At 32.8% G+C, this 22,449-nt stretch carries 22 protein-coding genes and 1 tRNA gene; 8 read left to right on the forward strand and 15 right to left on the reverse strand.

The genetic code is table 11. The annotated features are described in order from the left end of the window. Nucleotides 1-14: 14 nt before the first annotated feature. Nucleotides 15-2,447, reverse strand: coding sequence for a phenylalanine--tRNA ligase subunit beta (gene pheT, locus GM3708_RS05205; protein ID WP_066344680.1), 2,433 nt, complete (start codon nt 2,445-2,447; stop codon nt 15-17). A 169-nt stretch (nt 2,448-2,616) separates the two neighbouring features. On the opposite strand from pheT, the gene GM3708_RS05210 reads away from it, so the two are divergent. Next, nucleotides 2,617-2,690, forward strand: a tRNA-Arg gene (locus tag GM3708_RS05210). 2 nt (nt 2,691-2,692) lie between these two features. Here the strand turns inward: GM3708_RS05210 and GM3708_RS05215 are convergent. The 4 genes from GM3708_RS05215 to GM3708_RS05230 all read right to left on the reverse strand — a co-directional run bounded on the left by GM3708_RS05215 (nt 2,693) and on the right by GM3708_RS05230 (nt 5,115). Next, complete coding sequence (locus tag GM3708_RS05215) at nt 2,693-3,166, reverse strand: Mov34/MPN/PAD-1 family protein (RefSeq protein WP_066344682.1); 474 nt, start codon at nt 3,164-3,166, stop codon at nt 2,693-2,695. A 181-nt stretch (nt 3,167-3,347) separates the two neighbouring features. Continuing rightward, entirely contained in the window at nt 3,348-3,839 is a 492-nt protein-coding gene (cpcA, locus tag GM3708_RS05220; protein ID WP_066344684.1) for a phycocyanin subunit alpha, read from the reverse strand. 72 nt (nt 3,840-3,911) lie between these two features. Next, nucleotides 3,912-4,430, reverse strand: a complete 519-nt coding sequence (locus GM3708_RS05225; protein ID WP_066344686.1) for a phycocyanin subunit beta — start codon at nt 4,428-4,430, stop codon at nt 3,912-3,914. A 469-nt stretch (nt 4,431-4,899) separates the two neighbouring features. Beyond that, nucleotides 4,900-5,115, reverse strand: coding sequence for a chlorophyll a/b-binding protein (locus GM3708_RS05230; protein ID WP_066344687.1), 216 nt, complete (start codon nt 5,113-5,115; stop codon nt 4,900-4,902). A 251-nt stretch (nt 5,116-5,366) separates the two neighbouring features. Between GM3708_RS05230 and ureC the strand changes: the two genes are divergently transcribed. Beyond that, nucleotides 5,367-7,097, forward strand: a complete 1,731-nt coding sequence (gene ureC / locus GM3708_RS05235; RefSeq protein ID WP_066344688.1) for an urease subunit alpha — start codon at nt 5,367-5,369, stop codon at nt 7,095-7,097. Nucleotides 7,098-7,427: 330 nt separating this feature from the next. Here the strand turns inward: ureC and GM3708_RS05240 are convergent, their stop codons facing one another. The 6 genes from GM3708_RS05240 to GM3708_RS05265 all read right to left on the reverse strand — a co-directional run bounded on the left by GM3708_RS05240 (nt 7,428) and on the right by GM3708_RS05265 (nt 13,595). After that, nucleotides 7,428-9,272, reverse strand: a complete 1,845-nt coding sequence (locus tag GM3708_RS05240) for a serine/threonine-protein kinase (protein ID WP_066344689.1) — start codon at nt 9,270-9,272, stop codon at nt 7,428-7,430. Nucleotides 9,273-9,309: 37 nt separating this feature from the next. Continuing rightward, entirely contained in the window at nt 9,310-10,275 is a 966-nt protein-coding gene (locus GM3708_RS05245; RefSeq protein ID WP_066344690.1) for a DUF4344 domain-containing metallopeptidase, read from the reverse strand. An 11-nt stretch (nt 10,276-10,286) separates the two neighbouring features. Then, on the reverse strand, nt 10,287-11,144 hold the full coding sequence (locus GM3708_RS05250) for a serine protease (RefSeq protein ID WP_066344692.1): 858 nt from the start codon (nt 11,142-11,144) through the stop codon (nt 10,287-10,289). Nucleotides 11,145-11,223: 79 nt separating this feature from the next. Next, nucleotides 11,224-11,886, reverse strand: a complete 663-nt coding sequence (locus tag GM3708_RS05255; protein WP_066344693.1) for a COP23 domain-containing protein — start codon at nt 11,884-11,886, stop codon at nt 11,224-11,226. Nucleotides 11,887-11,924: 38 nt separating this feature from the next. Further along, nucleotides 11,925-12,965 carry a M48 family metallopeptidase gene (locus tag GM3708_RS05260; RefSeq protein ID WP_066344694.1) on the reverse strand — a complete coding sequence of 347 codons (1,041 nt, stop codon included), beginning with the start codon at nt 12,963-12,965 and terminating at the stop codon, nt 11,925-11,927. Between the two features lie 87 nt (nt 12,966-13,052). After that, nucleotides 13,053-13,595, reverse strand: a complete 543-nt coding sequence (locus GM3708_RS05265) for an alpha/beta hydrolase (protein ID WP_066344695.1) — start codon at nt 13,593-13,595, stop codon at nt 13,053-13,055. Nucleotides 13,596-14,120: 525 nt separating this feature from the next. Between GM3708_RS05265 and GM3708_RS18475 the strand changes: the two genes are divergently transcribed. Beyond that, nucleotides 14,121-16,937 carry a calcium-binding protein gene (locus tag GM3708_RS18475; protein WP_066344697.1) on the forward strand — a complete coding sequence of 939 codons (2,817 nt, stop codon included), beginning with the start codon at nt 14,121-14,123 and terminating at the stop codon, nt 16,935-16,937. 415 nt (nt 16,938-17,352) lie between these two features. Here GM3708_RS18475 and GM3708_RS05275 read toward each other — a convergent pair whose 3' ends face one another. Together GM3708_RS05275 and GM3708_RS05280 are read right to left on the reverse strand one after the other, a co-directional pair. Continuing rightward, a complete protein-coding gene (locus tag GM3708_RS05275) occupies nt 17,353-18,204 on the reverse strand; it encodes a M56 family metallopeptidase (protein WP_066344699.1) in 852 nt (283 codons plus the stop codon). A gap of 1 nt (nt 18,205) precedes the next feature. Next, nucleotides 18,206-18,628 carry a BlaI/MecI/CopY family transcriptional regulator gene (locus GM3708_RS05280; RefSeq protein WP_066344700.1) on the reverse strand — a complete coding sequence of 141 codons (423 nt, stop codon included), beginning with the start codon at nt 18,626-18,628 and terminating at the stop codon, nt 18,206-18,208. Nucleotides 18,629-18,880: 252 nt separating this feature from the next. On the opposite strand from GM3708_RS05280, the gene GM3708_RS05285 reads away from it, so the two are divergent. The 3 genes from GM3708_RS05285 to GM3708_RS05295 all read left to right on the forward strand — a co-directional run bounded on the left by GM3708_RS05285 (nt 18,881) and on the right by GM3708_RS05295 (nt 20,619). Continuing rightward, nucleotides 18,881-19,678, forward strand: a complete 798-nt coding sequence (locus tag GM3708_RS05285) for a hypothetical protein (protein WP_066344701.1) — start codon at nt 18,881-18,883, stop codon at nt 19,676-19,678. A gap of 173 nt (nt 19,679-19,851) precedes the next feature. Next, entirely contained in the window at nt 19,852-20,298 is a 447-nt protein-coding gene (locus GM3708_RS05290; protein WP_066344702.1) for a PPC domain-containing protein, read from the forward strand. A gap of 3 nt (nt 20,299-20,301) precedes the next feature. Further along, nucleotides 20,302-20,619 carry a cupin domain-containing protein gene (locus GM3708_RS05295; protein ID WP_066344703.1) on the forward strand — a complete coding sequence of 106 codons (318 nt, stop codon included), beginning with the start codon at nt 20,302-20,304 and terminating at the stop codon, nt 20,617-20,619. 30 nt (nt 20,620-20,649) lie between these two features. Here GM3708_RS05295 and GM3708_RS05300 read toward each other — a convergent pair whose 3' ends face one another. Together GM3708_RS05300 and GM3708_RS05305 are read right to left on the reverse strand one after the other, a co-directional pair. Then, nucleotides 20,650-20,916: a hypothetical protein gene (locus tag GM3708_RS05300; RefSeq protein ID WP_066344705.1), complete on the reverse strand. Its 267-nt coding sequence runs from the start codon at nt 20,914-20,916 to the stop codon at nt 20,650-20,652. A 60-nt stretch (nt 20,917-20,976) separates the two neighbouring features. Beyond that, nucleotides 20,977-21,423, reverse strand: a complete 447-nt coding sequence (locus tag GM3708_RS05305) for an SRPBCC family protein (RefSeq protein WP_066344706.1) — start codon at nt 21,421-21,423, stop codon at nt 20,977-20,979. A 166-nt stretch (nt 21,424-21,589) separates the two neighbouring features. Here GM3708_RS05305 and GM3708_RS05310 point away from each other — a divergent pair, with 166 nt between their 5' ends. Both GM3708_RS05310 and GM3708_RS05315 read left to right on the forward strand, forming a co-directional pair. After that, entirely contained in the window at nt 21,590-21,913 is a 324-nt protein-coding gene (locus GM3708_RS05310) for a DUF2605 domain-containing protein (RefSeq protein WP_066344707.1), read from the forward strand. A gap of 121 nt (nt 21,914-22,034) precedes the next feature. Next, nucleotides 22,035-22,349 (forward strand): DUF2973 domain-containing protein, encoded by a 315-nt coding sequence (locus GM3708_RS05315; RefSeq protein ID WP_066344708.1) that lies wholly within the window; start codon nt 22,035-22,037, stop codon nt 22,347-22,349. The last annotated feature ends 100 nt before the right edge of the window (nt 22,350-22,449 follow it).

Raw genomic sequence — 22,449 nt, forward strand, 5'->3', positions numbered from 1 at the left:
CCCACCAACATTAATTAACTACGTAATTCCACCGCAAACTGCTTAGTTAAGGTTTCCCGAACTTTGTTATGAATAGGATCAACGTCACTGTCTTTTAATGTACCCTCAGGTGATCTATAAACTAAACTAAAAGCTAAACTGCGCTTACCTATTTCCACATTATCCCCTTTATACTCATCAAATAATTTAACATCCACTAAGGTTTTACCACCTGCTTTACGTATAGCATTGGTAATTTCCGCTACTGTTAAATTGGTATCAGCAAAGAAAGCTAAATCACGCTCAACACTAGGATAAGTAGAATAAGCCTTAAAAGTCGGAGTTTTTAGATATTTTTGGTCTAAATAAGCAATTAATGGCTCTAATTTTAATTCAAACACATAGACACTATCAGAAAAATCTTTCTGTTGACATAATTGAGGATGAAGTTGTCCGAAAATGCCTATTCTAATCTTATTTAACCATAAACTAGCTGTACGACCCGGATGTAAACGATTATCTTCTGAATAGGGTTGATAACTAATCGGAGCTTTTAAGCTATTAAATAAACTCTCTAAAATACCTTTAGCTTGATACCATGTCATTGGTTGAGGTTTTCCGCTTTTTGTCCAGATACCATCGGCATATAAATCACCTCCTACAATACCTGCTAAAGCGTCACCTTCTCTCATTTCTTCACCTTCTAGCCAAAAAACTCGTCCAATTTCATAGCCTTTTAAATACCCGTTTCCTTGGGCTTTATTATATTCAAAAGCATTGATTAAACCATCAATTAGGTTACTACGAAGAGCGGAATATTCCGAGAAGAGGGGATTAGCTATTTTAATTTGAGCTTTTTCGGGGGAGACAAGGGAATACTGCACTAATTCTGTTAACCCTAAACTCTGTAAACTTGCTCTAATTCGTCGTTGAATTTGTACCTCAGGGGATAAATAACCTACTTGAGATTGAGTAGGTAAAGTGTCTATAAAACGATCATAACCGTAAAGTCTTGCCACTTCCTCAATTAAGTCTATTTCTCTTTCCAAATCACGGTAACGGTAAGAAGGCACAGTGACAAACCAAACTAACGGGGATTGGGTTTTAACTTCTAATTGGCAACCTAAATCCTCTAAAATTCTGACTACATCCTCTGGGGAAACATTATCTATATTATTGCCTTCTTTAACTTTACCTAAGACTTGATGAATTCGCTCTAATCTCAACTCAATAGTATTTGTTAATTTTTCAAGGCGATTATCGGCGATGCTTTGACTGCTAATATCACCACCAGCTAACTCTTGGATTAAAATAACAGCACGATTCAAAGCTTTTTCCAACTCTACCTGATTAACTCCTCTTTCATAACGAGTAGAGGCTTCCGTGCGAATACCTTGACTTTTAGCACTTCTACGAATAGGCACAGGCTCAAATAACGCCGCTTCAAGTAAAATATTATGGGTATTGTTATCAACTTCGCTATCTTCACCTCCCATGACACCAGCTAAAGCAACGGGTTGATTGTTACCAGTGATAAGTAAATTTTGCTCTTTTAAGTTTCGTTTTTGCCCATCTAAAGTAGTAATCGTTTCATTTTCGGTAGCAAAACGCACTCCGATATTTAAATCTTGACTATTTGCAATCTTTTGAAGTTTTTCTCTATCAAAAGCGTGTAAAGGTTGTCCCCATTCTAATAAAATATAATTAGTTATATCAACAACATTATTAATGGGGCGTACTCCTGCCGATTCTAAACGCCATTGCAACCATTGAGGAGAAGGTGTGATATTCACATTTTCAATAATTGTACCAATATAAGCGGAACAAGCAGAAGTTTCTTGAATATCAATTTTTAAAGTGGAAGTATCTTTCAGGTTAAGACTGCTTTCAATTTGAGGGAGTTTTAATGTGCCACCAGTCAAGGCAGCAACTTCTCTGGCAACTCCTACCATACTCAAAGCATCAGCACGGTTGGCAGTAGCGGTGACGTCTAAAATAACGTCATCTAAGCCTAAAATTGGGCGAATATCTTGCCCTACTCGCAATTCTCCTTCTAAGATTTTAATTCCTTCGCTTTCTTTCGCCAAACCTAACTCTGCTAAAGAGCATATCATCCCTTTACTATCAACCCCTCTTAACTTAGTAGGCTTTAGTTTTAAGTCAACTTTTGGTAAATAACTGCCTAAAGTTGCCACAGGCACAAAAATATCTTTTTTAACATTAGGTGCGCCACAAACGATTTGAGAGAGACTTTCTCCACCAATATCCACTTGACAGACACTTAGTTTATCAGCATTGGGGTGGCGATCACATTCTACAACTTTACCAACAACGACACCATCCGCCCAACTTCTCCTGTCTTCTATATCTTCTACTTCAAAACCAGCGATAGTGAGAGTTTTCGCTAATTCTTCAGGAGTAATGCTAATGTTAACTAATTCTTTTAACCAATTGAAAGAGATACGCATTTTAAAATATCAAATTATTGTAAATAAGCTGATCTCCTATTATCAACTAACTTCCGTCATCAGTAAACCAATAATCAATATCTGAATCAAGTCATTGCAAAAAATTGAAGCAAAATACTTGCTTAATTATCAAAAATCAGTTACAATGTTTAATCGTGTTTTAATTATTGGGTGCGTAGCTCAGATGGATAGAGCAACTGCCTTCTAAGCAGTCGGCCACAGGTTCGAGTCCTGTCGCACCCGTCTTAATATAAATAGTCTTGAAAATTTATTAGTTCTTTGATGAATTTCTGATTACGATCTAAAATCCAACTAAATAAATCTTTACTCTTACCTTGTATTACTGACACAATGACATAAGAGTATATATCCCACGCAATCGCTTCATCAAAAATTGAGGGAGTTGCATTAGAATCAGGATGAGAATGATAAATTCCAATAATATTGAGATTATCTTGACGGGCTTGTTTTTGTATCTGAATAAAAGTAATAGGATTAATAGCAAAACTATCTTTTAAACTACTATTTAACCTAGCATTTAATGATGTAAATAAATGCTTTTGATTATCCCAATCATTAATAGTTGGTAAAACTTTAATAACAGTTTTTTCTTTATTTTTGATATTTCCTAGGAGTAAACCACAACACTCATGTGGATAACATTCAACTCCGTGTTGTTGAATAATTTTTATATTTTTTTGACTAATATTAATTGTCAATTTTTAATCCCTAATTCCAAAAACAACATTGCCCGAAAAAACAAACAAATACATTTATTAATTTGTATTCGCTAATTTTCTCAGGCAACGAGCATTATTTCAACCTTGTTTTACAAGGATTTTTTTGATGACAAAAGCCTAATTAAGCCTTTGAGAATCATTCTGAAGTAGAAAAAGGAGACTAGCTAAGAGCGTTGATAGCGTAGTCAATGTAAGAATTAGCTTCAACAGCAGAGTCACCACTTAAACCATGGTTAGCTTTGATGTATTTTAAAGCTTCAACATACCAGCTAGGAGACAAGTCAAAAGTACGGTTGATTTCATCAATACCAGCAATTAAGTACTCATCCATAGGACCTGTACCACCAGCTACTAAACAGTATGTTACCATACGGAGGTAGTAACCAATGTCACGAGAACATTTTGCTTTACCTTCAGCAGTAGAAGCGAAGTTAGCACCGGGGGTGGTGGTGGTGTAAGGGAATTTGCTGTAAACAGCATTAGCTGCACCATCAACTAAACGTTGTGCATTATCGGTTAAAGATTTAGCGGCTTGTAAACCAGCAGTTGCTTGACGGAAACGACCGAAAGCAATTTGAAGTTCGGTGCTGCTTAAAAAGCGTCCTTGAGAATCTGCTGCGGATACTGCTTCAGTTAAAGGGGTTTTCGACATTTGATTTATTTCTCCTAAATTATGTTTTTCGTTACAAAAATGAAATTTAACTTGGTTGGTATATATTTATACCTACGCAACTGCAGCAGCAGCACGATCAAAGTAAGTAGCAACTTCAGCCATTAAAGCACTACAATCACCAAGGGTAATATTGTTGGTATCATTAGCGATCGCAATAGCTGCATCTTTCATTTTTTGTACGCCAACAGCTACAGAAGAACCAGGAGTACCTAAAGCTAAATAGGTTTCACGAAGTCCATTTAAACAACGATCTTCTAATACGGAAGCATCACCTGCGAAGATTGCATAGGTAACGTAACGTAAGATGATTTCCATGTCACGAAGACAAGCTGCCATACGACGGCTAGTATAAGCATTTCCGCCAGGAGCGATTAATTGAGGTTGCTCAGCAAATAAAGAACGAGCAGCGTTGGTAACAATAGCAGAAGCGTTACTGGTGATACGGTTAACGGTATCAATACGTTTGTTGCTGTCACTTACCATTTGGCTTAAAGCGTCGATTTGGCTAGAGCTTAAGAACTCACCACGAGCGTCAGCTTGAGAAACAACCCTTGTGAATGCGTCGTACATTTTAAGTTAATCTCCTAATAGAATTAGTTTGTTTTGTTTGTTTTTTTATTAAATTTTAGTTCAACAGAAAGTTAAACCGAGTGGGATTTAATTCCCGAAAATTAGTTTCTCTTATTATGTGCTTAAGTACAAGTTATTGTTAAGCATTTGTAAAGAAACTTAATCTTTTGACAACTTCTTTTTTCAAAAAATTTGTCTTGGAAAAGTCGTTTAACCTTTCATATAAGTTTATAACTTTTATCTGCGCATTTGTTTATTACGTCTTGTTAATTTTTCTGGAATAGTTGTTTATATTTCTTTATATTCTCTGAAAAGTCTACTAATGAATTGTTTCAGAAAAAAAGATACAAGAGTCGTGAAGAGAAATACTCTTAAAACCAGTACAAAAAATTGACCACATAAAAACCATTGATGGTAGGAAGGTGGCTGATGTCCTTCCTAAATTTGAGGAGGGTATTGAAAATTAGAGTTATAGATTTGTTAACCAACTGATTAAACCTTGCCCCGTCAAAGCTTCAAAACTTAAAAGAGAGATAAAACCAATCATCGCTAAACGACCATTTAATTTTTCTGCATATCTATTGAAACCGAATTGTTGAGTCGAATCAACATACATTTTTGGTTCGATGGCGTAATTATTTAAACGTCCTTGTTCTTCTATTACGAAACTGTTTCTTGTTTGCATGATGAATATATTTTTTATGATTGCTTATGTTAAAAATTATAACGTTTTATTAAGATTATTAACAAGATATTGATTTTTTTAATGTTTTATGGTAACAGAAGGCGTTGAGTAAAATAAATCTTGTCCCTTTAATTCTGAAAGTTTGGGCTGAGTTGAATTTTTTGATGTAAGTCTTGATAAAATTTTTACACTTTATGAGAAATTCGATTGTTATAATTACTCGTTGCTAATTATATTAATTACTAATTTTTATGAGTTATTTTATGGATAGACGTGCCTATGCTGAAACTTATGGCATTACGGTAGGCGATCGCCTTCGATTGGCGGATACAGAATTAATGATCGAAGTTGAGAGAGATTACACAGTTTACGGCGATGAAGTGAAATTCGGTGGCGGAAAGGTAATTCGGGATGGGATGGGGCAATCGGGCATTTCAAGGGCAGATGGTTCAGTAGATACGGTTATCACTAACGCTTTAATCCTAGATTGGTGGGGAATAATTAAAGCAGATGTGGGTATTAAAGACGGTAAAATTTTCAAAATTGGTAAAGCAGGAAACCCTGAAATTCAGCCCCAAGTGGATATTATCATCGGTGCGGTAACAGAAGTTATCGCTGGAGAAGGAATGATTTTAACTGCCGGTGGTATTGATACCCATATCCATTTTATTTGCCCTCAACAAATTGAAACCGCTCTTGCATCTGGAATTACAACTATGATTGGTGGTGGTACAGGACCAGCTACAGGCACAAATGCAACCACTTGCACCCCCGGAGAATGGCATATATACAGAATGCTAGAATCTGCTGATGCTTTTGCTATGAATATCGGTTTTTTAGGCAAAGGTAATAGTAGCCAACCAGAGGGATTAATTGAACAAGTTAAAGCGGGTGTAATGGGGTTAAAATTACATGAGGATTGGGGTACAACTCCTTGGAGTATAGATACTTGTTTAAGTATAGCTGATGAATATGATGTACAAGTTGCTATTCATACCGACACTCTAAATGAGGCGGGATTTGTGGAAGATACCATTAACGCTTTTAAAAACAGGGTGATTCATACTTATCATACGGAAGGGGCAGGAGGTGGTCACGCACCAGATATTATTAAGGTATGTGGGCAAATGAATGTTTTACCTTCTTCAACTAATCCTACTCGCCCTTATACCATGAATACCCTCGAAGAACATCTCGATATGTTGATGGTATGTCATCATTTGGATAGAGGTATTCCTGAAGATGTCGCTTTTGCTGAGTCTCGCATTCGCCGTGAAACCATTGCTGCTGAAGATATTTTACATGATTTAGGGGCTTTTAGCATGATTGCCTCAGATTCTCAAGCTATGGGTAGAGTAGGAGAAACTATTATTCGCACTTGGCAAACCGCCCATAAAATGAAGGTACAAAGAGGACATTTGAACCCCCCTCAATCCTCCCTTATCAATGGAGGAGATATGAATGATAATTTTCGGGCGAAGCGTTATGTTGCTAAATATACTATTAACCCTGCTATTACTCATGGTATCGCTGATCATGTGGGTTCGATCGAGGAAGGTAAATTAGCCGATTTGGTGTTGTGGAAACCTGCTTTTTTTGGGGCAAAACCTGAGTTAGTCATCAAAGGTGGCATGATTGCCTATGCACAAATGGGAGATGCTAATGCTAGTATTCCGACACCGCAACCGAGACACTCTCAACCGATGTTCGGTAGTTTTGGAGGTGCGATCGCATCTACATCTTTAACTTTTGTTTCTCAAGCATCTTTAGATTTAGATATTCGAGGAAAATTAGGATTACATAAGCCAACGATTGCAGTAAAAAATACTCGTAATTTAAGTAAAGCAGATATGAAGTTAAATGATTATGCACCGAATATGGAAGTTGATCCTGAAACCTATGAAGTACGAGCAGATGGAGAACTTTTAACTTGCGAACCTGTTGATGTATTACCAATGGCACAACGTTATTTCTTGTTTTAAGGCAGGACGCATTTGAGTTTACAGGTGAGGGTAGGAAATGGGCAATAGTTAAAGAGTTTTAAAAATTTTTACTGATTTTAAAAAATGCAAGTAAAATGCGTTTTAGCTTAAGTTAACCTAAGTTCGATGTCAGAAACTTTGAAAAATAAAGATTTAAAACTAATGAAATACCAAATTTTAGCCCCTGAAAAAAATTAAATTTGATAAATAAGTGTCAAAATCAATTTTAATAATGTTTGAATTAATTCTCTCCTAGTCATCTCCTCCGCCAGTCTCCTAGTCTCATCTTCGCCAACAAATTTATAGAAAACTAAGGTAAGTTAATATCTATTACCATACCGAGCCGGGGGCAGATATGGGTATTTTTTGAGTTGTGGGGGGATTTTTTTTAGGTGTATAATTAGATGGATTTTTATTCAGATTTTTATTGTTATTATTTGTAGCTTTTGACGTTTTTTTAGATCTATTTTGAGTCTTTTGAGGTGCAGTATATTTTACAACAGGGGAAGAAGGTGATGTATATGTTCTTAATTGCACTTTTTCTTTTGCAATTCTATCAGCTTTAGCTTTAGCTTGAGCCTGTAAATTTTGAATATTTTGATTTATTTTAGCAATATTTTCTTCTGTTTCAGTAATTTTATTACTTACTTGAGAACTTATTAAGAGATTAGAGTTAAATTCATTTAATTTTACGTTTATTTGTTCCCATTCTAATTTTAAATTTCGATTTTTTTTAATAGTATTAGCTGTTGAAGTTTTTTCTTTTAAGTTATCCATGTTTTTGACTAATTCTTGAAACTCTAAATTAGTTTGATTTTCTGTTTGAATTTTTTTATCAATTACAGTTAATTTATCTTGATATATTTTTAATTCTTGCTGTGCTTGATCATAAACTTTAACATCATTAGGAATATTTTTAAAATCTTTAATTATTTCTTGCATATCTTGTTGCTGTAATGTTAAATCTTCTATCTTTTTAATATTTTTTTCACGAGTCATAACTTCTTTTCCATCGACTAAAATATCATTAAAAATTTCTTGATATTGTTTATCTCTAGCACAGTTATCTAATCTTTTACAAATAGCATTGATATGGGGTGCTTGTAAAACTAAAGTGATGATAGTTAAACTAAAGACTATTATTCCAGATAAAAGTATAAAATTTTTAAAAGATTTTTCTTCTGTATTTTTAAAAGTATTTTTCTCTATTTTTTGCTCAAGATTTTCATGAATAACTGTATTGTCATTTTCAGTCTTAGTTATATTTTGTAATGGTATAATAAGATGAGTTTTCTCATTATCTAGTGTAGAATAATTATCAATACTTGTCTTATTCATCTTTTCCAAATCTGCTAAAACATCCATCGCTGAATTATATCTATCTTGAGGATATTCTTCTAGCATTTTTTCTAAAATTAATCTCAATTCTTCACTAAAATTAACATACTCTATCCAAGATTTTTTTCGACTAAAACTATTAAATAATATTTCTGGCTCTTTTCCTGTTAATAAGACTAAAGCTGTTGCACCTAAAGCATAAATATCACTATTTTGATAACATTCTCCTGTGGTTAATTGTTCTGGAGCAGAATAGCCTCTTTTACCAATTATTGTACCTTTTTTTTCTTTATAACCATGATTAATAATCTCTGTCATTTTTTCTTTAACACCGCCAAAATCTATCAAAACAGGTTTATTAATTTCAGTAGAATAAATAATATTATCAGGAGATATATCTCGATGAATAATTCTATTGTGATGTATATAATCTAATACTATAAGTAGATCTTTTAAAAATAAGACAATTTCTGATTCTGAAAATAATTTTTGTTCTATTTTTTTTGTATAAAGTAATTGCCAATAGTTATCTCCTTTAATGTATTCTTGTACAATAAAAAAATTATTATTTTCTTGAAACCAATCTAAAAATCTAGGTATTTGAGGATGCTTTAATTTTGATAAAATAGATGCTTCTTGATTAAATAAATTTAAAGATTTCTGATTAAATTCTGTCTTAATATTATCATTCGGTAAAAATTCTTTTAATAAGTATTGTTGAAAATTTTCTTGAATATTTTCTATTAAATAGGTTCTACTAAAACCGCCTTTCCCTAATTCTTTAATAATTCGATATTTATTTATTAAAATTGTGCCGTTAGATAAAGAAAGATTCATATAGATCATTAATAACTTTTTATTTAATTATACTTATTTACCAATAAATTCCTCGTTCAGATAAACCTCTAGGATTATTAGCAGGAGCAGGTGACATGGGATAATTATTTTTAATAGCATAATGAGGTAATAATAATCGATTCCAACTTTCATTTTTTTTGACAAATTCCTGTTGACATTTTGCCGCTCTAATTTTTAAGTGATCTTCTGATGCAATATCTTCTTCATCCAATAAATTAAACTTTTCTATAAATATTTTTTCATATTTTTCAGGATCACTACCATAAACAAAACATACTAAATTAAATAGTCTTTTATCATGAGGAGTATGTTCATCCCAACTGGGACTTTTTTCGCTTATTTTGTATAATAGTTCATAGTATTCTGAAGAATCTAAAATTACTTCTCCCGCAAAATTTTGATCATGATTTCGATATAACATAACAGAGGCAAATTCATCGACAGTATCTTCTTCTTGCCCTACAGCATTTAGTGGTAGAATATCAATTAAAGCGTGTCCTAATTCATGATAAAAGGCAAAAATTGTTTCGTTAAGGGATTTTTCCATTGCTTTTTCTATAGGATATTGAGCATTTTCATGAAAAAGAACTAAATCATAAGCTGTATTTTCATAACAAATAATAATTTCTTTTTTTTCAGCATTCCAATAAGCATTAGGATCTCCACAATCTTGAAAAACAATAGCTATATTATCTCTCATAATTAATCCTGAATTATTTAAGTAATCAGTGATTTGATTAAAAATTTTACTTTCAACCAAAATTTGTCTTATTTCTTCATAAGAATTAGTAGGTTCATATTTTAAGATAAATTTACCAATTCCTTGATTATTTTTAGGAAAGTTTTGCTTAGTATAACTTTGTATTGGTTTAGCAAAAACATTTTTATTATTTTTAAAAAAGATAAAATTTGAGGAAAATAAAATAGTAAAGAGGAAAGAAATGATAAGTTTAAAATATGAACTTTTATTTATTTTATTCATGGTATTAAATATTACTTAAAATTAGTTAAATCATGATTACTTTGTTTATTAAACTTTGGGGCAAGGCGTAAAAAAGTTTTAATGGGAATTGCCCAACTAGATTGACTCATTTCTTCTTTTTGTTGTGGAGATGCAATACTACCATTCTCAAATATATAAGGGTTTCCCCACGCTGGATATTTATGTCTTCCATTAATACCAATAATTTCTTTTTTACTATTAAATAAAGGACCTCCACTCATGCCTTTTTGAATATCATTACTATAACCAATTTGATATCCTCCTCTAAAAGATAAATCACTAATAGAATTAATTCGCCCACGAGTAAAAGTAAAATTATTATTAGTCAAATTATCAGGTTTATAAGGAAAACCCGCCGCATAAACAACTTCATCGATGACTGGAATCGATAATTCTGAGAATGAAGCTATTTCATAATTATTTTGACTTTGAAATTCTAGTACTCCTAAATCATAATTTTGAAAATTAAATTCTTTAACAATTTTTGCTTGATAAGTTTCACCATCAAAGGTGATTATTTTATAAGATTGATTTTGATTACCAAACAATAAAACATGATCATTGGTTAATACTTGATAACTATTATTATTTTTATTAATTAAAATACCTGAGCCTGAATTTTCACCTGACAATACTTTAACAGTAACTTTTTTGGCGTAGATTTCTATTTCTTCTTCTTTTGATGTTATATTAAAATTTTCCCTTTGCTGTAAGCTAGATGGATAGATCGGTACTTCTTTGCATTCAATTCTGGTTTCAACGCTTTTAACGGGGAGAATATATTGAGTAAAAATACCTCCAAAAAAGCAAGTTATACCAAATAAGCTCATAGCTAAAATTTTATTCATAACATCGCTTTTTTTGAGACGAGAGCATTTTTTAGCAACAAAACTGATTTATTAAATATTACTTATTACTTATTGTCATTTACCATTTTATGCCCGGTGCAGAATTAGGTTGTTTTCCAGTATTTGAAGGAGCAACGATAGGTTGTTGATTTAACCCTGTATTATCAATAGGTGAATTCTCGGAAAGATTTTTTGAAATTCTGGGGGCAGATTCAATATAACTGACTAAATTCAGTGCAACTGATCCTTTTTCAGTTTTGACTAAATTACTTTGTTTTTTAAGGTTATTTTGACCTCCAGAAGAACCACTCAACTGCATAGAAGGACCACCCGCACCATCTCTAGTATTATCAATTTCTGCTAATACTTGGGCGGGATTTTGATCAGGACGCAAAGTTAAGAGAACATTATTACCAGAGCGATCGCAATCAGTTCCAGCACAAATAACATTATAGTTATTAACTCGTCCAGCCACTAAATAACGGGGTTGAAAATTATTCATTCTCTGGGTAACTTCTAAACATCTTTGCATAGGAGTGTAAGGTCCTTGAAAATAATTACTTTTCCATTTAAAAATTTCGACGATACCCCCTTGAGTTTCAACGTAGGTAGTAGGATAATTGTTATTATCTACAGAACATTCAAATTGAATAGATTGTGCTTGACTGGGAGAAGCAAATCCCAAAGAAGTACTAATTAGAACTCCTGAAATGATTGATAGATAGATTTTGTTCGTTGACATAATTTTAATTTGGAAAATTTAGATAGTAATGTTAATGATTAATTGAGATAACGATTTAAGTCATCTTGAGTTGTCCCAGTTATAGGGAATACTTTTAAGCCAGATAAAGTTCCCCCCCCTTCTCGTTGATAATTAAAAATCTCATATCTTAAAGGAGTTGGTTTTGCCGTCAGAGAAGTTTTACCTTTTGCTTTTAAAGTTTCTGGGGGATTTTTTGCCATTAAAGCATTTATCTGTTGAGTGCGTTTTTCAGGAGCAGGATGGCTACTACCTTCTGATTGTGCTCCGGGCATTCTTCCTAAAACATCCATTACTGCAATACAACCATTAGGATCAAATCCAGCCGTTACACTGTAAATATAACCCGTTTCGTCAGCCTCCAATTCTTGAGATTGACTGATTTCCATTAAACGCTTATTATAATTAATCTCCGCTTCTTGTTCAATTTTGGCTTTAATGGCTTCAATATTTTTGGCTTTTTGTTGACTTGCACCACCAAATAATGCACCCCCCAATTGAAGTAATCCTCCCCCAATACCGCCAACTTGTTGACCAACGGTAGCGATACCAGTACCTACACCAGCACCGATTAAAGCCTGAGTTTGAGCATCTTGTTCCGCTATAATTTTATTTCTTTCCGCTTTTTCAATTTCTTCTTTTCTTGCTTGTTCTTGTTTTGCCGGACCGTAGCCTAAATGTTGTTTTACATGATGTCCCATTTCATGGGCAATGGCACAAGCTAAAGCCGAAGCATTACCTTCTAATTGATCCATCAAACCTGCTTCAAAAGTTAGTAAGTTGGTATCAGAAGCGAAGGCATTGACAGTATAGTTTGGAGTAACAACGATACGCCAAGGTTTATTATCTAAACCATTCGCTCTGGCAATTTTATCAACGATGGCATAAACGACAAAATAGTCTTTTGGTAATTCTTTTTGTGCTTTTTGTAACGGTGTTTCTGACACGGGGGGGGGAGTCGGTTTCGGCTTTGGTTTAGCGAAAGCCAACAATGGATTGAATAATAGAGATACGAACAATAAACTACCAATCAAATTCCCTGATTTTCCTCTTTTGCTCATGGTATTATTTATTTTTGATTAATCTTATTTAGGCACAATTATAGCTCAAGGCAATAGAATTATGAATGTAACTAATTACAGAAACAATTATTTTATGGATTGAGGAAACGGAATATTTTTCAGGCTACCCAAAACTCCCTCCAGTTTTTGATAAATTTCCATTAAGCGATCGCCATCAAGATGAACTTCGCTCGTGGGATAATTTTCAGTTATTTCCATAATACTAAGATCATTATTTTTCAATGCCGATGTAACCACCGCACCACGCAAAGATTCACGACTAGCTCTTTGACTCGGAGTAGTAATCACCTCAGAAAAACCATCTAAAATAACCCCTCCAAAAGGACTATTAAGAATTTGTGAGAGCATAACTCCATTGACGGGAATTTTACGGCAAAGAGTATTTTTGACATTATCAGGTTTTTGATTAGCTAACCTCAAAAAATAACTTAATGCCGAAGAAGTTTCTCCTGTTTCACAAAAAATACTGAAATCTGCCACAGGAATAGACTGTCGTAATATTCCATATTTAAGGACAACAGTATCCGCCGCCATCGCCTTCGTTAAAGGATTCAAAATTAAAGTAATAGAAGTAGAAATAATCAAACAATAACGAGTTAAACAAAACATAGTTATGAAAAATAAAATTAATTCTAACGTCAATAATTAGACGCACACTAATTTTAAAAGTTCATAAATATCATTAACCATGTAGTATTGCTTTAATAACATAAAAGTTTTTTTGAGAATGTTAAATTATGTTACAAAAAAACAACTTTTATTTAATTAATACTAATAAGATCAAATATAATTTTAAAAGAGAATTTTTATTAATCTGAAATTTACAAAAGTTGAAACCATAAATTGAGAATATATCAAAAAAAATTGATGTATTTTCCCCTAATCAGGACTGAAAATTATAAACTTAGTCAATAATTAATAATATTAATAATTGATATATGTTTTATTGACAAATGTTAAAAATATAATAAAATTCAGTAAATATATGGAAAAATTTTCTTGTTCAGATTGACAAAGATAAGGGAAAAAATTGAGATTATCTCTTTGTTTTCTTCGTATTTTTTCTTAACTTTATCAATTCTTAAAAATTTAACTTATTACAAATCACACTTATACTCATAATAGGGAATTAAAATGGCAATAACAATCAACGGTACTAACGGTCCAGATACCATAAATCCGGGATCTTTCAGTGATGACTTACTCATCTTCGGTTTACTGGGAGACGATTCTATACAAGGTTCGATCGGAACTGATGCCATTGACGGTGGCGACGGTAATGATACTCTCTCTGGTAATAACAATGATACTCTTCTTGGAGGTGCAGGAAATGATAGCTTATTCGGTACAGGTACAATCACCATCGGGAATTATCTTGACGGTGGTAGTGGTGATGATACCATTAATTCTTCTACCAGTGGTAATGCAAGTATTTTAGTCGGTGGCATTGGTAATGATAGCTTATTTGCTAGTGGTGATATAAATAGTCTTGATGGTGGTACTGGCAATGATACTTTGAACGCAAATGGCAATACAAATACTCTTGCTGGTGGTACTGGAGATGATACTTTAACTTCTTCTGGTACAACGAATACTCTTAGTGGTGGTACTGGCAATGACACTTTAACGGTCACATCTGGTGGAACGAATACTCTTAATGGTGAAGACAATAACGATATTTTAACTTCTTCTGGTGGAACGAATACCCTTAATGGTGGTACTGGCAATGACACGTTAACTTCTTCAGGTGGAACGAATACCCTTAATGGTGAAGACGGTAATGATAGTTTAACGGTCACATCTGGTGGAACGAATACTCTTAATGGTGGCAGTGGTAATGATACTTTAACTTCTTCAGGTGGAACGAATATCCTTGACGGTGGTATTGGCAATGATATATTAGTGGTGACTTCAGGATCTGGTCCTAGTACTTTGATCGGCGGTGCAGGAAGCGATAGCCTTGTTGGTAGTAATGCTCCCGGAAATCTTAATGGTGGTGCAGGAAGCGATACCCTTATCGGTGGTAGTAGTCCTGATATTTTAGACGGTGCTGATGGTAATGATTCCCTTATCGGTAATGCGGCACCTGATGCCTTTATTGGTAGTCGTGGGAATGATACATTGATTGGTGGTGATGATAATGATATCGCCGATTATTCTAGTCTCTTGCAGCGTGTTACATTAAGACCCCAAGGAGTTCTTGCCAAAGACGGTGGTTTCGGGACAGATGTCCTTGATAGTATCGAAACTATTGTGGGTGCAACAGGACAAGATAACCTCATCGATGTTTCTAGTGCTGGTACTGGTATTACAATTGATGTGAATCTGAGTTCGTCTTCTGATAATTTAATCGTATCTGGTCCTTTCTCTAGTACTTTCACCGTAACTAACTTCGTTGATGTTATTGGCACAAGTGGTAATGATTCTATTACAGGTAGCACAGCGGCTAACGATTTACAAGGCGGTGCAGGAGATGACACTATCAACGGCGGTGCAGAAAATGACGCTATCAACGGTGGTGCGGGTACTGATAGCTTATTAGGTGGTGTTGGCGATGATACGATTACTGGTAGTGCTGGTAATGATATAATTGATGGTGGTGATGATAGTGATACCGCTAATTATTCTAGTCTTACTCAAGCAGTAACCTTAAGACCTCAAGGAGTACTCCTAAAAGGAACTTTAGGTACAGATACCCTTATTGACATCGAAACCATTATTGGTGCCAATAACCGAGTTAACGTACTCGATGTTGCTTCCGCAGGTTCAGGTATTAGCATTAATGTTGACTTAGGTACAACAAATCCAGATAACTTAGTCGTTGCCGGTCCTTTTTCGGATACATTCACCGTTCGCAACTTTGTCAATGTCTTCGGCACAAGTGCTGATGATACTATTATTGGTAGTGCCGCTAATAATAACTTACAAGGTGGTGCAGGAAATGATACTATTGACGGTGGTACTGGTGGTAATGATACTATTATTGGTGGAGCTGGTAATGATAGTTTAAGTGCCGTAAGCGGTAATAACTTATTTATTGGTGGTCAAGGTGACGATACGATTACTGGTGGCACTGGTAATGATACCGTTGATTACTCTACTTTAAGCAATGCTATTACCGTTGAATCTCAAGGAGCAATTAATAAAGGTGCTTTAGGTACAGATACCGTCAGTGTAGAAACAATTATCGGTCCTACAGGTAAAATTAATGTCATTGATGCTACTGGTTCTACTGCAAGTATTAATGTTAATTTGGCTACGACTACTAATAACTTAAGTGTTGACACAGTAGGTACTTTTACCGTTCGTAATTTTGTTAATGTAACTGGTAGCACGGTTGATGATACAATTATAGGTAGTTCCAGTAATAATATTCTTTCTGGTGATGGTGGTGCTGATTCTATCGATGGTGGTACTGGTAACGACACTCTGTCGGGTGATATAGGTGCTGATACCTTAATTGGTGGTACTGGTAACGATAACCTTGATGGTGGCGATAATGATGATAGCTTAGTTGGGGGTACTGGTAACGATAATCTAGTGGGTAGTGCAGGAAATGATACCTTAATCGGTGGTGCAGGTATAGATATTCTTACTGGTGGTACTGGTACGGATATTCTTGACTACACAACGCTTACAGATTCCCGTTTAACTAACCTTGATATCATTACTGATTTTAGTGCTGTGGATGATGATATTCGTGTTTCTACGGCTATAAGTGCATTTAATGCTTTAGGCCCTGTTACCAGTCTAACTCAAACTGCTATTGGAGCGGTATTAACATCTGGTGTCTTTACTGCAGACAGTGCCGCAACTTTCACATTTAATGGTGAAACTTATTTAGCCATCAATAATAACGTGGCTGGTTTCTCTTCTTCCACTGATGCCGTCATCAAATTTGGTGCATTATCAGATTTAACTGGATTTGGCAATTCAAACTTTTTCGTCTAAAGGTGAATGAAGTTTATACCTGATTAAATAATTAACTAAAAATCCTCTCTATCTCAGTTTTTTGATAGGGGGGATTTTTTTTGTCAGTACTTATACAAAATTAATTAATTGTACAGTGAGATCTTGCACCTGAGACAGAAATTGTCGGCTAAGGTAGCTAATAAGCAATAGTGGAAAAAATTGATATTCTTTTTTCGTTTTCAAGCACAAATATACTTATACAAGATCTAAATATATGGGCAATAAAAGGCAAGGGGTTTAAACCTCTTGTTAACCATTTTTACTAAAGCTTTAAGAAAAATAAAATACAAAATTAATTTTACTCACTCATTTAAATGAATAGCCCATGGGAAATAGTCACTTTTTATCTTTTCCCTATCATGCTTTAGGTTTTGATACTATGATTAGAGATTTTTTATGTACAGGGGTTATGGAAAGGGAAAAATATCCAAGGAATAAAAATTAAAATTAACCAGATTATTTGTTGCCAATTAAATGTAGAAAAATTAGTAGAATCATTTAATAAATTTTCAATTCTTTCCTCTAAACGACAGTTAGTAAAAGGACATTCTAATTTAAATATTAATGGTTTTGGTACATTTATCGCTGCCTTTGTTACCATTAATAATGCTTCGGCAATTAATAAATAATCTACAGTTTTTGATGCCGTATTATCGGCTCTTAATTCTCTTAGTAGAAGTAAATTATTCCATAATTTTTCATTATTTGGTAGCCAGAATGTTAATCTTTCTAAATAAGACAACCAAAAGAAAAAGAATGGATCTTTGTGAATTTCATGGGCTGATTCATGGGCAATGACAGCATTTAAATGTTCTTCAGATAAAAGTTTTATTAATCCTTTACTGATAACCAATTGCGATCGCCAAAAGCCAACTTGAGCCGCATAAGGAAAAGAAGTTTCTAAAATTTTAATATTTTTTCCATGCAGATTTTTTGAGGGGTATTCATGGACTAATTTCGATAATTGATGAAGATCCCATGTTATTTTAATGAAAGTAAAAACAGAAAAAATTAAAAAAGAAACTGATAAATAATAACTAAATTTACTCGCTTTTATCCCCCACATTTCCCCATGATAACCCATTAAAAAAACCGTAAAACAAGTCATAAATAAAAGTAAGGGAGGAAAACCAAATAAAAATAAAGATAAACCCCACTTTTTCTGATATTTTATCCCTTTTAATTGACTAATTAATCGAATTCCATAAGCAATTAATAAAGCCGAAAAAATTAAGATAAAGTGCATTTTAGTTATTTTCCTCTCTTTGTTGACGAATTCTAGTTAAACGATCAGCAATAGCTTGTATTTGTTCTACACTAGCAGTATCTAAACTATCAGCAAAAGAAGCGACAACATCAGGATTACTAACTGCTAGAAAACTGTTTAATTGCTCATAAGATTGAATCGCTTGTGCTTGTTCACGAGAAATGAGAGGATACCAGTAAAAGGCACGACTTTTTTTTACATATTTTAACCAACCTTTTTTAGTCAATCGTTGTAAAACGGTCATCACCGAAGCATAGGCTAATTCTCGTTCGGGATCTGCTAAAATTTTTTCATGAATATCTTTAGCACTAGCACAACCTAAATCCCAAATAATCTCGACTACTTCTTGTTCTAAAAACCCTAATGATAATTTTTCAGGTCGGTATTTAGGTAAAAAAGACATTGATGTTATAAAATTAGAATATATTATTGTCCAATTTTATCACCTCTTTTCAAAATCAGAGATTTTTTATAAAAACTTTATAATTTTAAAATTATTTAGATAATGGATAAGGAAATATTTATTAAGAAAATAATCAAATTACTCTGAGTCACTATTGGAATATTAAAAATCAAAATTATCTACAATATATAAAAATCTAAACTTAAATTTATTAAAAACGTTATTAATATAGGAAAAAAGGAGTAAATAATAATGGGATTTAAAACCTTAGTGTTTTTGATAAGTATTATAATAATGGGCTTATTTTTTGTTCAAAATTTAGAATCTATATCATTAGTATTTTTAGGATTTAATTCTCTTAGTTTGCCATTATCTTTTTGGATTATTTTAGCATTATTTGCGGGAATTTTATCAAGTTTAATAATTCAAGTTTTGAGTAATAATTCTACGGAAACAATAAAATCTAATCAATCTTTTTCTAGTAATAATACTCCACCATCATACAATTCACCTTCTGTACAATCATCTTTTAAAAATAAAAGTCAACCTGAAAAAAAAGTCTTTTCTTCTCCCCCTATTTATCAAAAAAGTATAGTTTCCAATAATATATCTGATGATATTGATTCTGATTTTGAAGAAATTCCAGAAAATATTGATGAATATAACCAAAATTTAGAAGAAAATATAACTATAAATAATATTGATATTAATCCTCCTTTAGAAAAAGAATCCATAGCCAATGATGACAAAGAATCAGAAAAAGAATTAACTTCTTCTCCCTCAGAAGATATAGCTTTAGATAGAATTTTAAAACCTCGTGAAGCCTCAATTTATTCTTATCAATCCAGAGAAAAAACAGACATTAAACCTCCATTATCAACTTCACAACCCAATCGACAAAAACCATCATTACCTAATAAACGGGTAAATAATTATCAAGGTGGAATATATGATGCACCCTATCGAGTTATTACTCCTGCTTATAATGATGAAAAAGAAGAAAAAATTAATAGCAATTTTGATGATGAAGATGAAGATTGGGATTTTTAATCAAATAATAACCAATGTAGAGATAGATAATATTTATCCAATTAATCACAATATTACTATTCATCCAATTAATAATCAAAGTAATATTCATTCCATTAAATAATTATTAATTATATTTGATTTTTTTCCTGTAAATTATTAAGATTATAATAGGTGGCAATACTTAGCTAATAATGAATAAATATACGGTCAGTTTTTGTTATTTTTGTTTTTTGATTATCCCCTTTCATTGGTTAACTTTTTCCGCTTTAGCACAATCAAAAGTATATAATCCTATACCGATACAAGAAAATCAACTTATTAGTGATAACCTTACCAATGAAGATATACCCACAGGAGAAGGAGGTTTTGCTAGGGATTACGTCATCAATCTCGAAAAAGGTGATCAAATTGCTATCGATTTAACCTCTGAAAATTTTGACACTATTCTCATGCTGATTAGTGAAGATGGTGCAACTATCGCCGAAAATGATGATAGCCCAGATAGTGACAGCAATTCTCTATTATTCACTCGCATTGCTGAAGCTGGAAGATACTTCATCAGAATTAAGGCTTTTGGAGTAACAGGAAGTGGTAATTTTACCCTTAAGTTTACGAGATTACAGCCGATTCAACCCTAATTTATGAAAGATAACATTTTTAGTAACACACCTTCTTTGATTACAGGGGAAATTTTCTCGGAGTTATTGAAGTGTCGAAATGTCGTGATTCAAAAAATAGTTAGTAGTGATAAACCTGATCATATTATATATAATCAACCTCAAGATGAATGGGTCATTTTGTTGCAAGGAAAAGCCACTTTACAACTAGAAAATAACATCATAAATTTGACTTCAGGAGATTATCTTTTTATTCCCGCTAATACTTGTCATCAGGTAACAAAAACTTCTACTAACCCTTATTGTATTTGGTTAGCCGTACATATCAATCCTGAAGATTAATTAATATTTTTAAAATTATTTTGAACTATTTTACTTCTCAATTTGTTTAATAACTTCATCACTTTTTTTATTATTATATTTGTCATTTTTGAAAGTATCTTTGTTAAGAGAGCCTACTAGAGTCTGATTAATACTGGTTCGGATTTGAAAACTAAAATCACTTAAAGGGGAAGGTAAAAAGCGATCGCCATAAGCAATAAATACGATGATATAGACAGGGATAAATTTACCGAATATTGAACTGAAACGTCCTAATAAACCCCAAAAACCATTTAAAAATCTAATATTAAAATTCATTATTTTCCTCTTTAATATTGCAATTATTTTTTTACTGATTAGTTTTAATGTAACAAAAAATTAAGATTTCAACTGTATTTGATCTACATAAATTTTAAAACGATTCAAATCTGCTTGAATAGTTGATTCGACAATTTGTCCTAAAAATAAATTATCCATTAGTTGACCTAAAACCCCCGGAATTGCATAGGCGATTGTTAATTTAACGATACTACCCTGATGGCGATCATAAAAACGTACAGCACCACGATTAGGTAAACCATCCACAGATTCCCATTGAATAATTTGATGTTTTTCTAACTTGACAATACGAGATAACCATGTAAATTGAAAACCACCACTAGCTAATTTCCAACGAGACAAATCTGGATCATCAACTAAAACTTTCACCGAGTCAATCCATTTCATCCAACGAGGCATTTGTTCTAAATCTGACCACAAATTCCACACCAAATCAATAGGTGCATCTACTTCTACTTGTACGCTATGTTCTAACCAATTAGTCATCAGAGGATTTTTAAACTCAATTTTCTAAGATTTTTAGATCATAACAGTTAAGAATTGTTAATGAGTAACTATCTTTGAGGGAAAAACTTTACTGAGAGAAATGTAAATTATTGTAAAGTTAGTTAAGATAACGAATAGAATAAAAGAATAAATAAAAATATCAAAAATGAATCCATCTCAACCTACAGAAAAAGAACTTTTAAAACAAATATTAGAACCTTTATTACAAGACTTTGAGTATTGGTTTTCTCGATCCCATTCTTTGTTACAATCAGAGAAGATTTCTTTTTTATCTTTAGAAGATCAAACAAAATTATTACAAAGAATCGAACAAGCTCAAGGTGAAGTTAAAACTGCTATGATGCTTTTTCAAGTCACCAATGGTCAAGCAGGAATTGATACAAAAGTATTAATTCCATGGCATCAATTAGTATCTGAATGTTGGGGAATTGCTCAAAGATTCCGATTAGAAAATGGACAATCAACTTAATATTTGCTCTATTAAAAAATTTATGAGTACGACAATCGTAGCGGTCTTTGTTTGTTCTTTACCTTGATTTATTTTCTTTTTAATTTTTTACCCTGTTTATTACCTTTTTTTGGAGGCTCGAATGTTACATTTAATTTATATCCTAGCTTTTACCGTTATTGCTTTTTTTGCTATTAGTAATTTAATTCGTAGTCTGATTACTATTAGTGGTGAATCTCAACGTGGTTCATGGACAGATACTCCTAGACCGATAAAATCCCCTTATAAAAATAATTATAGACCTACTCACCCTGAATTATTTGATAATCAAGGCAACCCTATCAATGAACCTTTGTTAGTAATTCGTTCTGTATCAGTAGAAGATGCCCGTCAAAAATTAGATTCAATTTATGAATCTTCTCCTAGTCAAACCAGACAAACTGAAGACGAAGTTTAAATATAATTTATAAAAAATAATTTGATATTAAATATTGATAAAGGAAAGACAAGAAAATTTTAAGATTGTCGAGTTACTTCTTGGCATCAGATTATGATTT

The organism is Geminocystis sp. NIES-3708, from assembly GCF_001548095.1.
In the GTDB taxonomy this organism is placed as follows: domain Bacteria; phylum Cyanobacteriota; class Cyanobacteriia; order Cyanobacteriales; family Cyanobacteriaceae; genus Geminocystis.

Excerpts from the sequence above, each read along its gene's own strand:
- ureC (WP_066344688.1), top strand. The coding sequence starts at position 5,367 with ATGAGTTATTTTATGGATAGACGTGCCTATGCTGAAACTTATGGCATT.
- GM3708_RS18475 (WP_066344697.1), top strand. The coding sequence starts at position 14,121 with ATGGCAATAACAATCAACGGTACTAACGGTCCAGATACCATAAATCCG.
- GM3708_RS05225 (WP_066344686.1), bottom strand. The coding sequence starts at position 4,430 with ATGTACGACGCATTCACAAGGGTTGTTTCTCAAGCTGACGCTCGTGGT.
- GM3708_RS05260 (WP_066344694.1), bottom strand. The coding sequence starts at position 12,965 with ATGAGCAAAAGAGGAAAATCAGGGAATTTGATTGGTAGTTTATTGTTC.
- GM3708_RS05305 (WP_066344706.1), bottom strand. The coding sequence starts at position 21,423 with ATGACTAATTGGTTAGAACATAGCGTACAAGTAGAAGTAGATGCACCT.
- GM3708_RS05310 (WP_066344707.1), top strand. The coding sequence starts at position 21,590 with ATGAATCCATCTCAACCTACAGAAAAAGAACTTTTAAAACAAATATTA.
- GM3708_RS05255 (WP_066344693.1), bottom strand. The coding sequence starts at position 11,886 with ATGTCAACGAACAAAATCTATCTATCAATCATTTCAGGAGTTCTAATT.
- GM3708_RS05290 (WP_066344702.1), top strand. The coding sequence starts at position 19,852 with ATGAATAAATATACGGTCAGTTTTTGTTATTTTTGTTTTTTGATTATC.
- GM3708_RS05315 (WP_066344708.1), top strand. The coding sequence starts at position 22,035 with ATGTTACATTTAATTTATATCCTAGCTTTTACCGTTATTGCTTTTTTT.
- GM3708_RS05280 (WP_066344700.1), bottom strand. The coding sequence starts at position 18,628 with ATGTCTTTTTTACCTAAATACCGACCTGAAAAATTATCATTAGGGTTT.
- GM3708_RS05275 (WP_066344699.1), bottom strand. The coding sequence starts at position 18,204 with ATGCACTTTATCTTAATTTTTTCGGCTTTATTAATTGCTTATGGAATT.
- GM3708_RS05285 (WP_066344701.1), top strand. The coding sequence starts at position 18,881 with ATGGGATTTAAAACCTTAGTGTTTTTGATAAGTATTATAATAATGGGC.
- GM3708_RS05295 (WP_066344703.1), top strand. The coding sequence starts at position 20,302 with ATGAAAGATAACATTTTTAGTAACACACCTTCTTTGATTACAGGGGAA.
- cpcA (WP_066344684.1), bottom strand. The coding sequence starts at position 3,839 with ATGTCGAAAACCCCTTTAACTGAAGCAGTATCCGCAGCAGATTCTCAA.
- GM3708_RS05240 (WP_066344689.1), bottom strand. The coding sequence starts at position 9,272 with ATGAATCTTTCTTTATCTAACGGCACAATTTTAATAAATAAATATCGA.
- GM3708_RS05265 (WP_066344695.1), bottom strand. The coding sequence starts at position 13,595 with ATGTTTTGTTTAACTCGTTATTGTTTGATTATTTCTACTTCTATTACT.
- GM3708_RS05230 (WP_066344687.1), bottom strand. The coding sequence starts at position 5,115 with ATGCAAACAAGAAACAGTTTCGTAATAGAAGAACAAGGACGTTTAAAT.
- GM3708_RS05250 (WP_066344692.1), bottom strand. The coding sequence starts at position 11,144 with ATGAATAAAATTTTAGCTATGAGCTTATTTGGTATAACTTGCTTTTTT.
- GM3708_RS05245 (WP_066344690.1), bottom strand. The coding sequence starts at position 10,275 with ATGAATAAAATAAATAAAAGTTCATATTTTAAACTTATCATTTCTTTC.
- pheT (WP_066344680.1), bottom strand. The coding sequence starts at position 2,447 with ATGCGTATCTCTTTCAATTGGTTAAAAGAATTAGTTAACATTAGCATT.
- GM3708_RS05300 (WP_066344705.1), bottom strand. The coding sequence starts at position 20,916 with ATGAATTTTAATATTAGATTTTTAAATGGTTTTTGGGGTTTATTAGGA.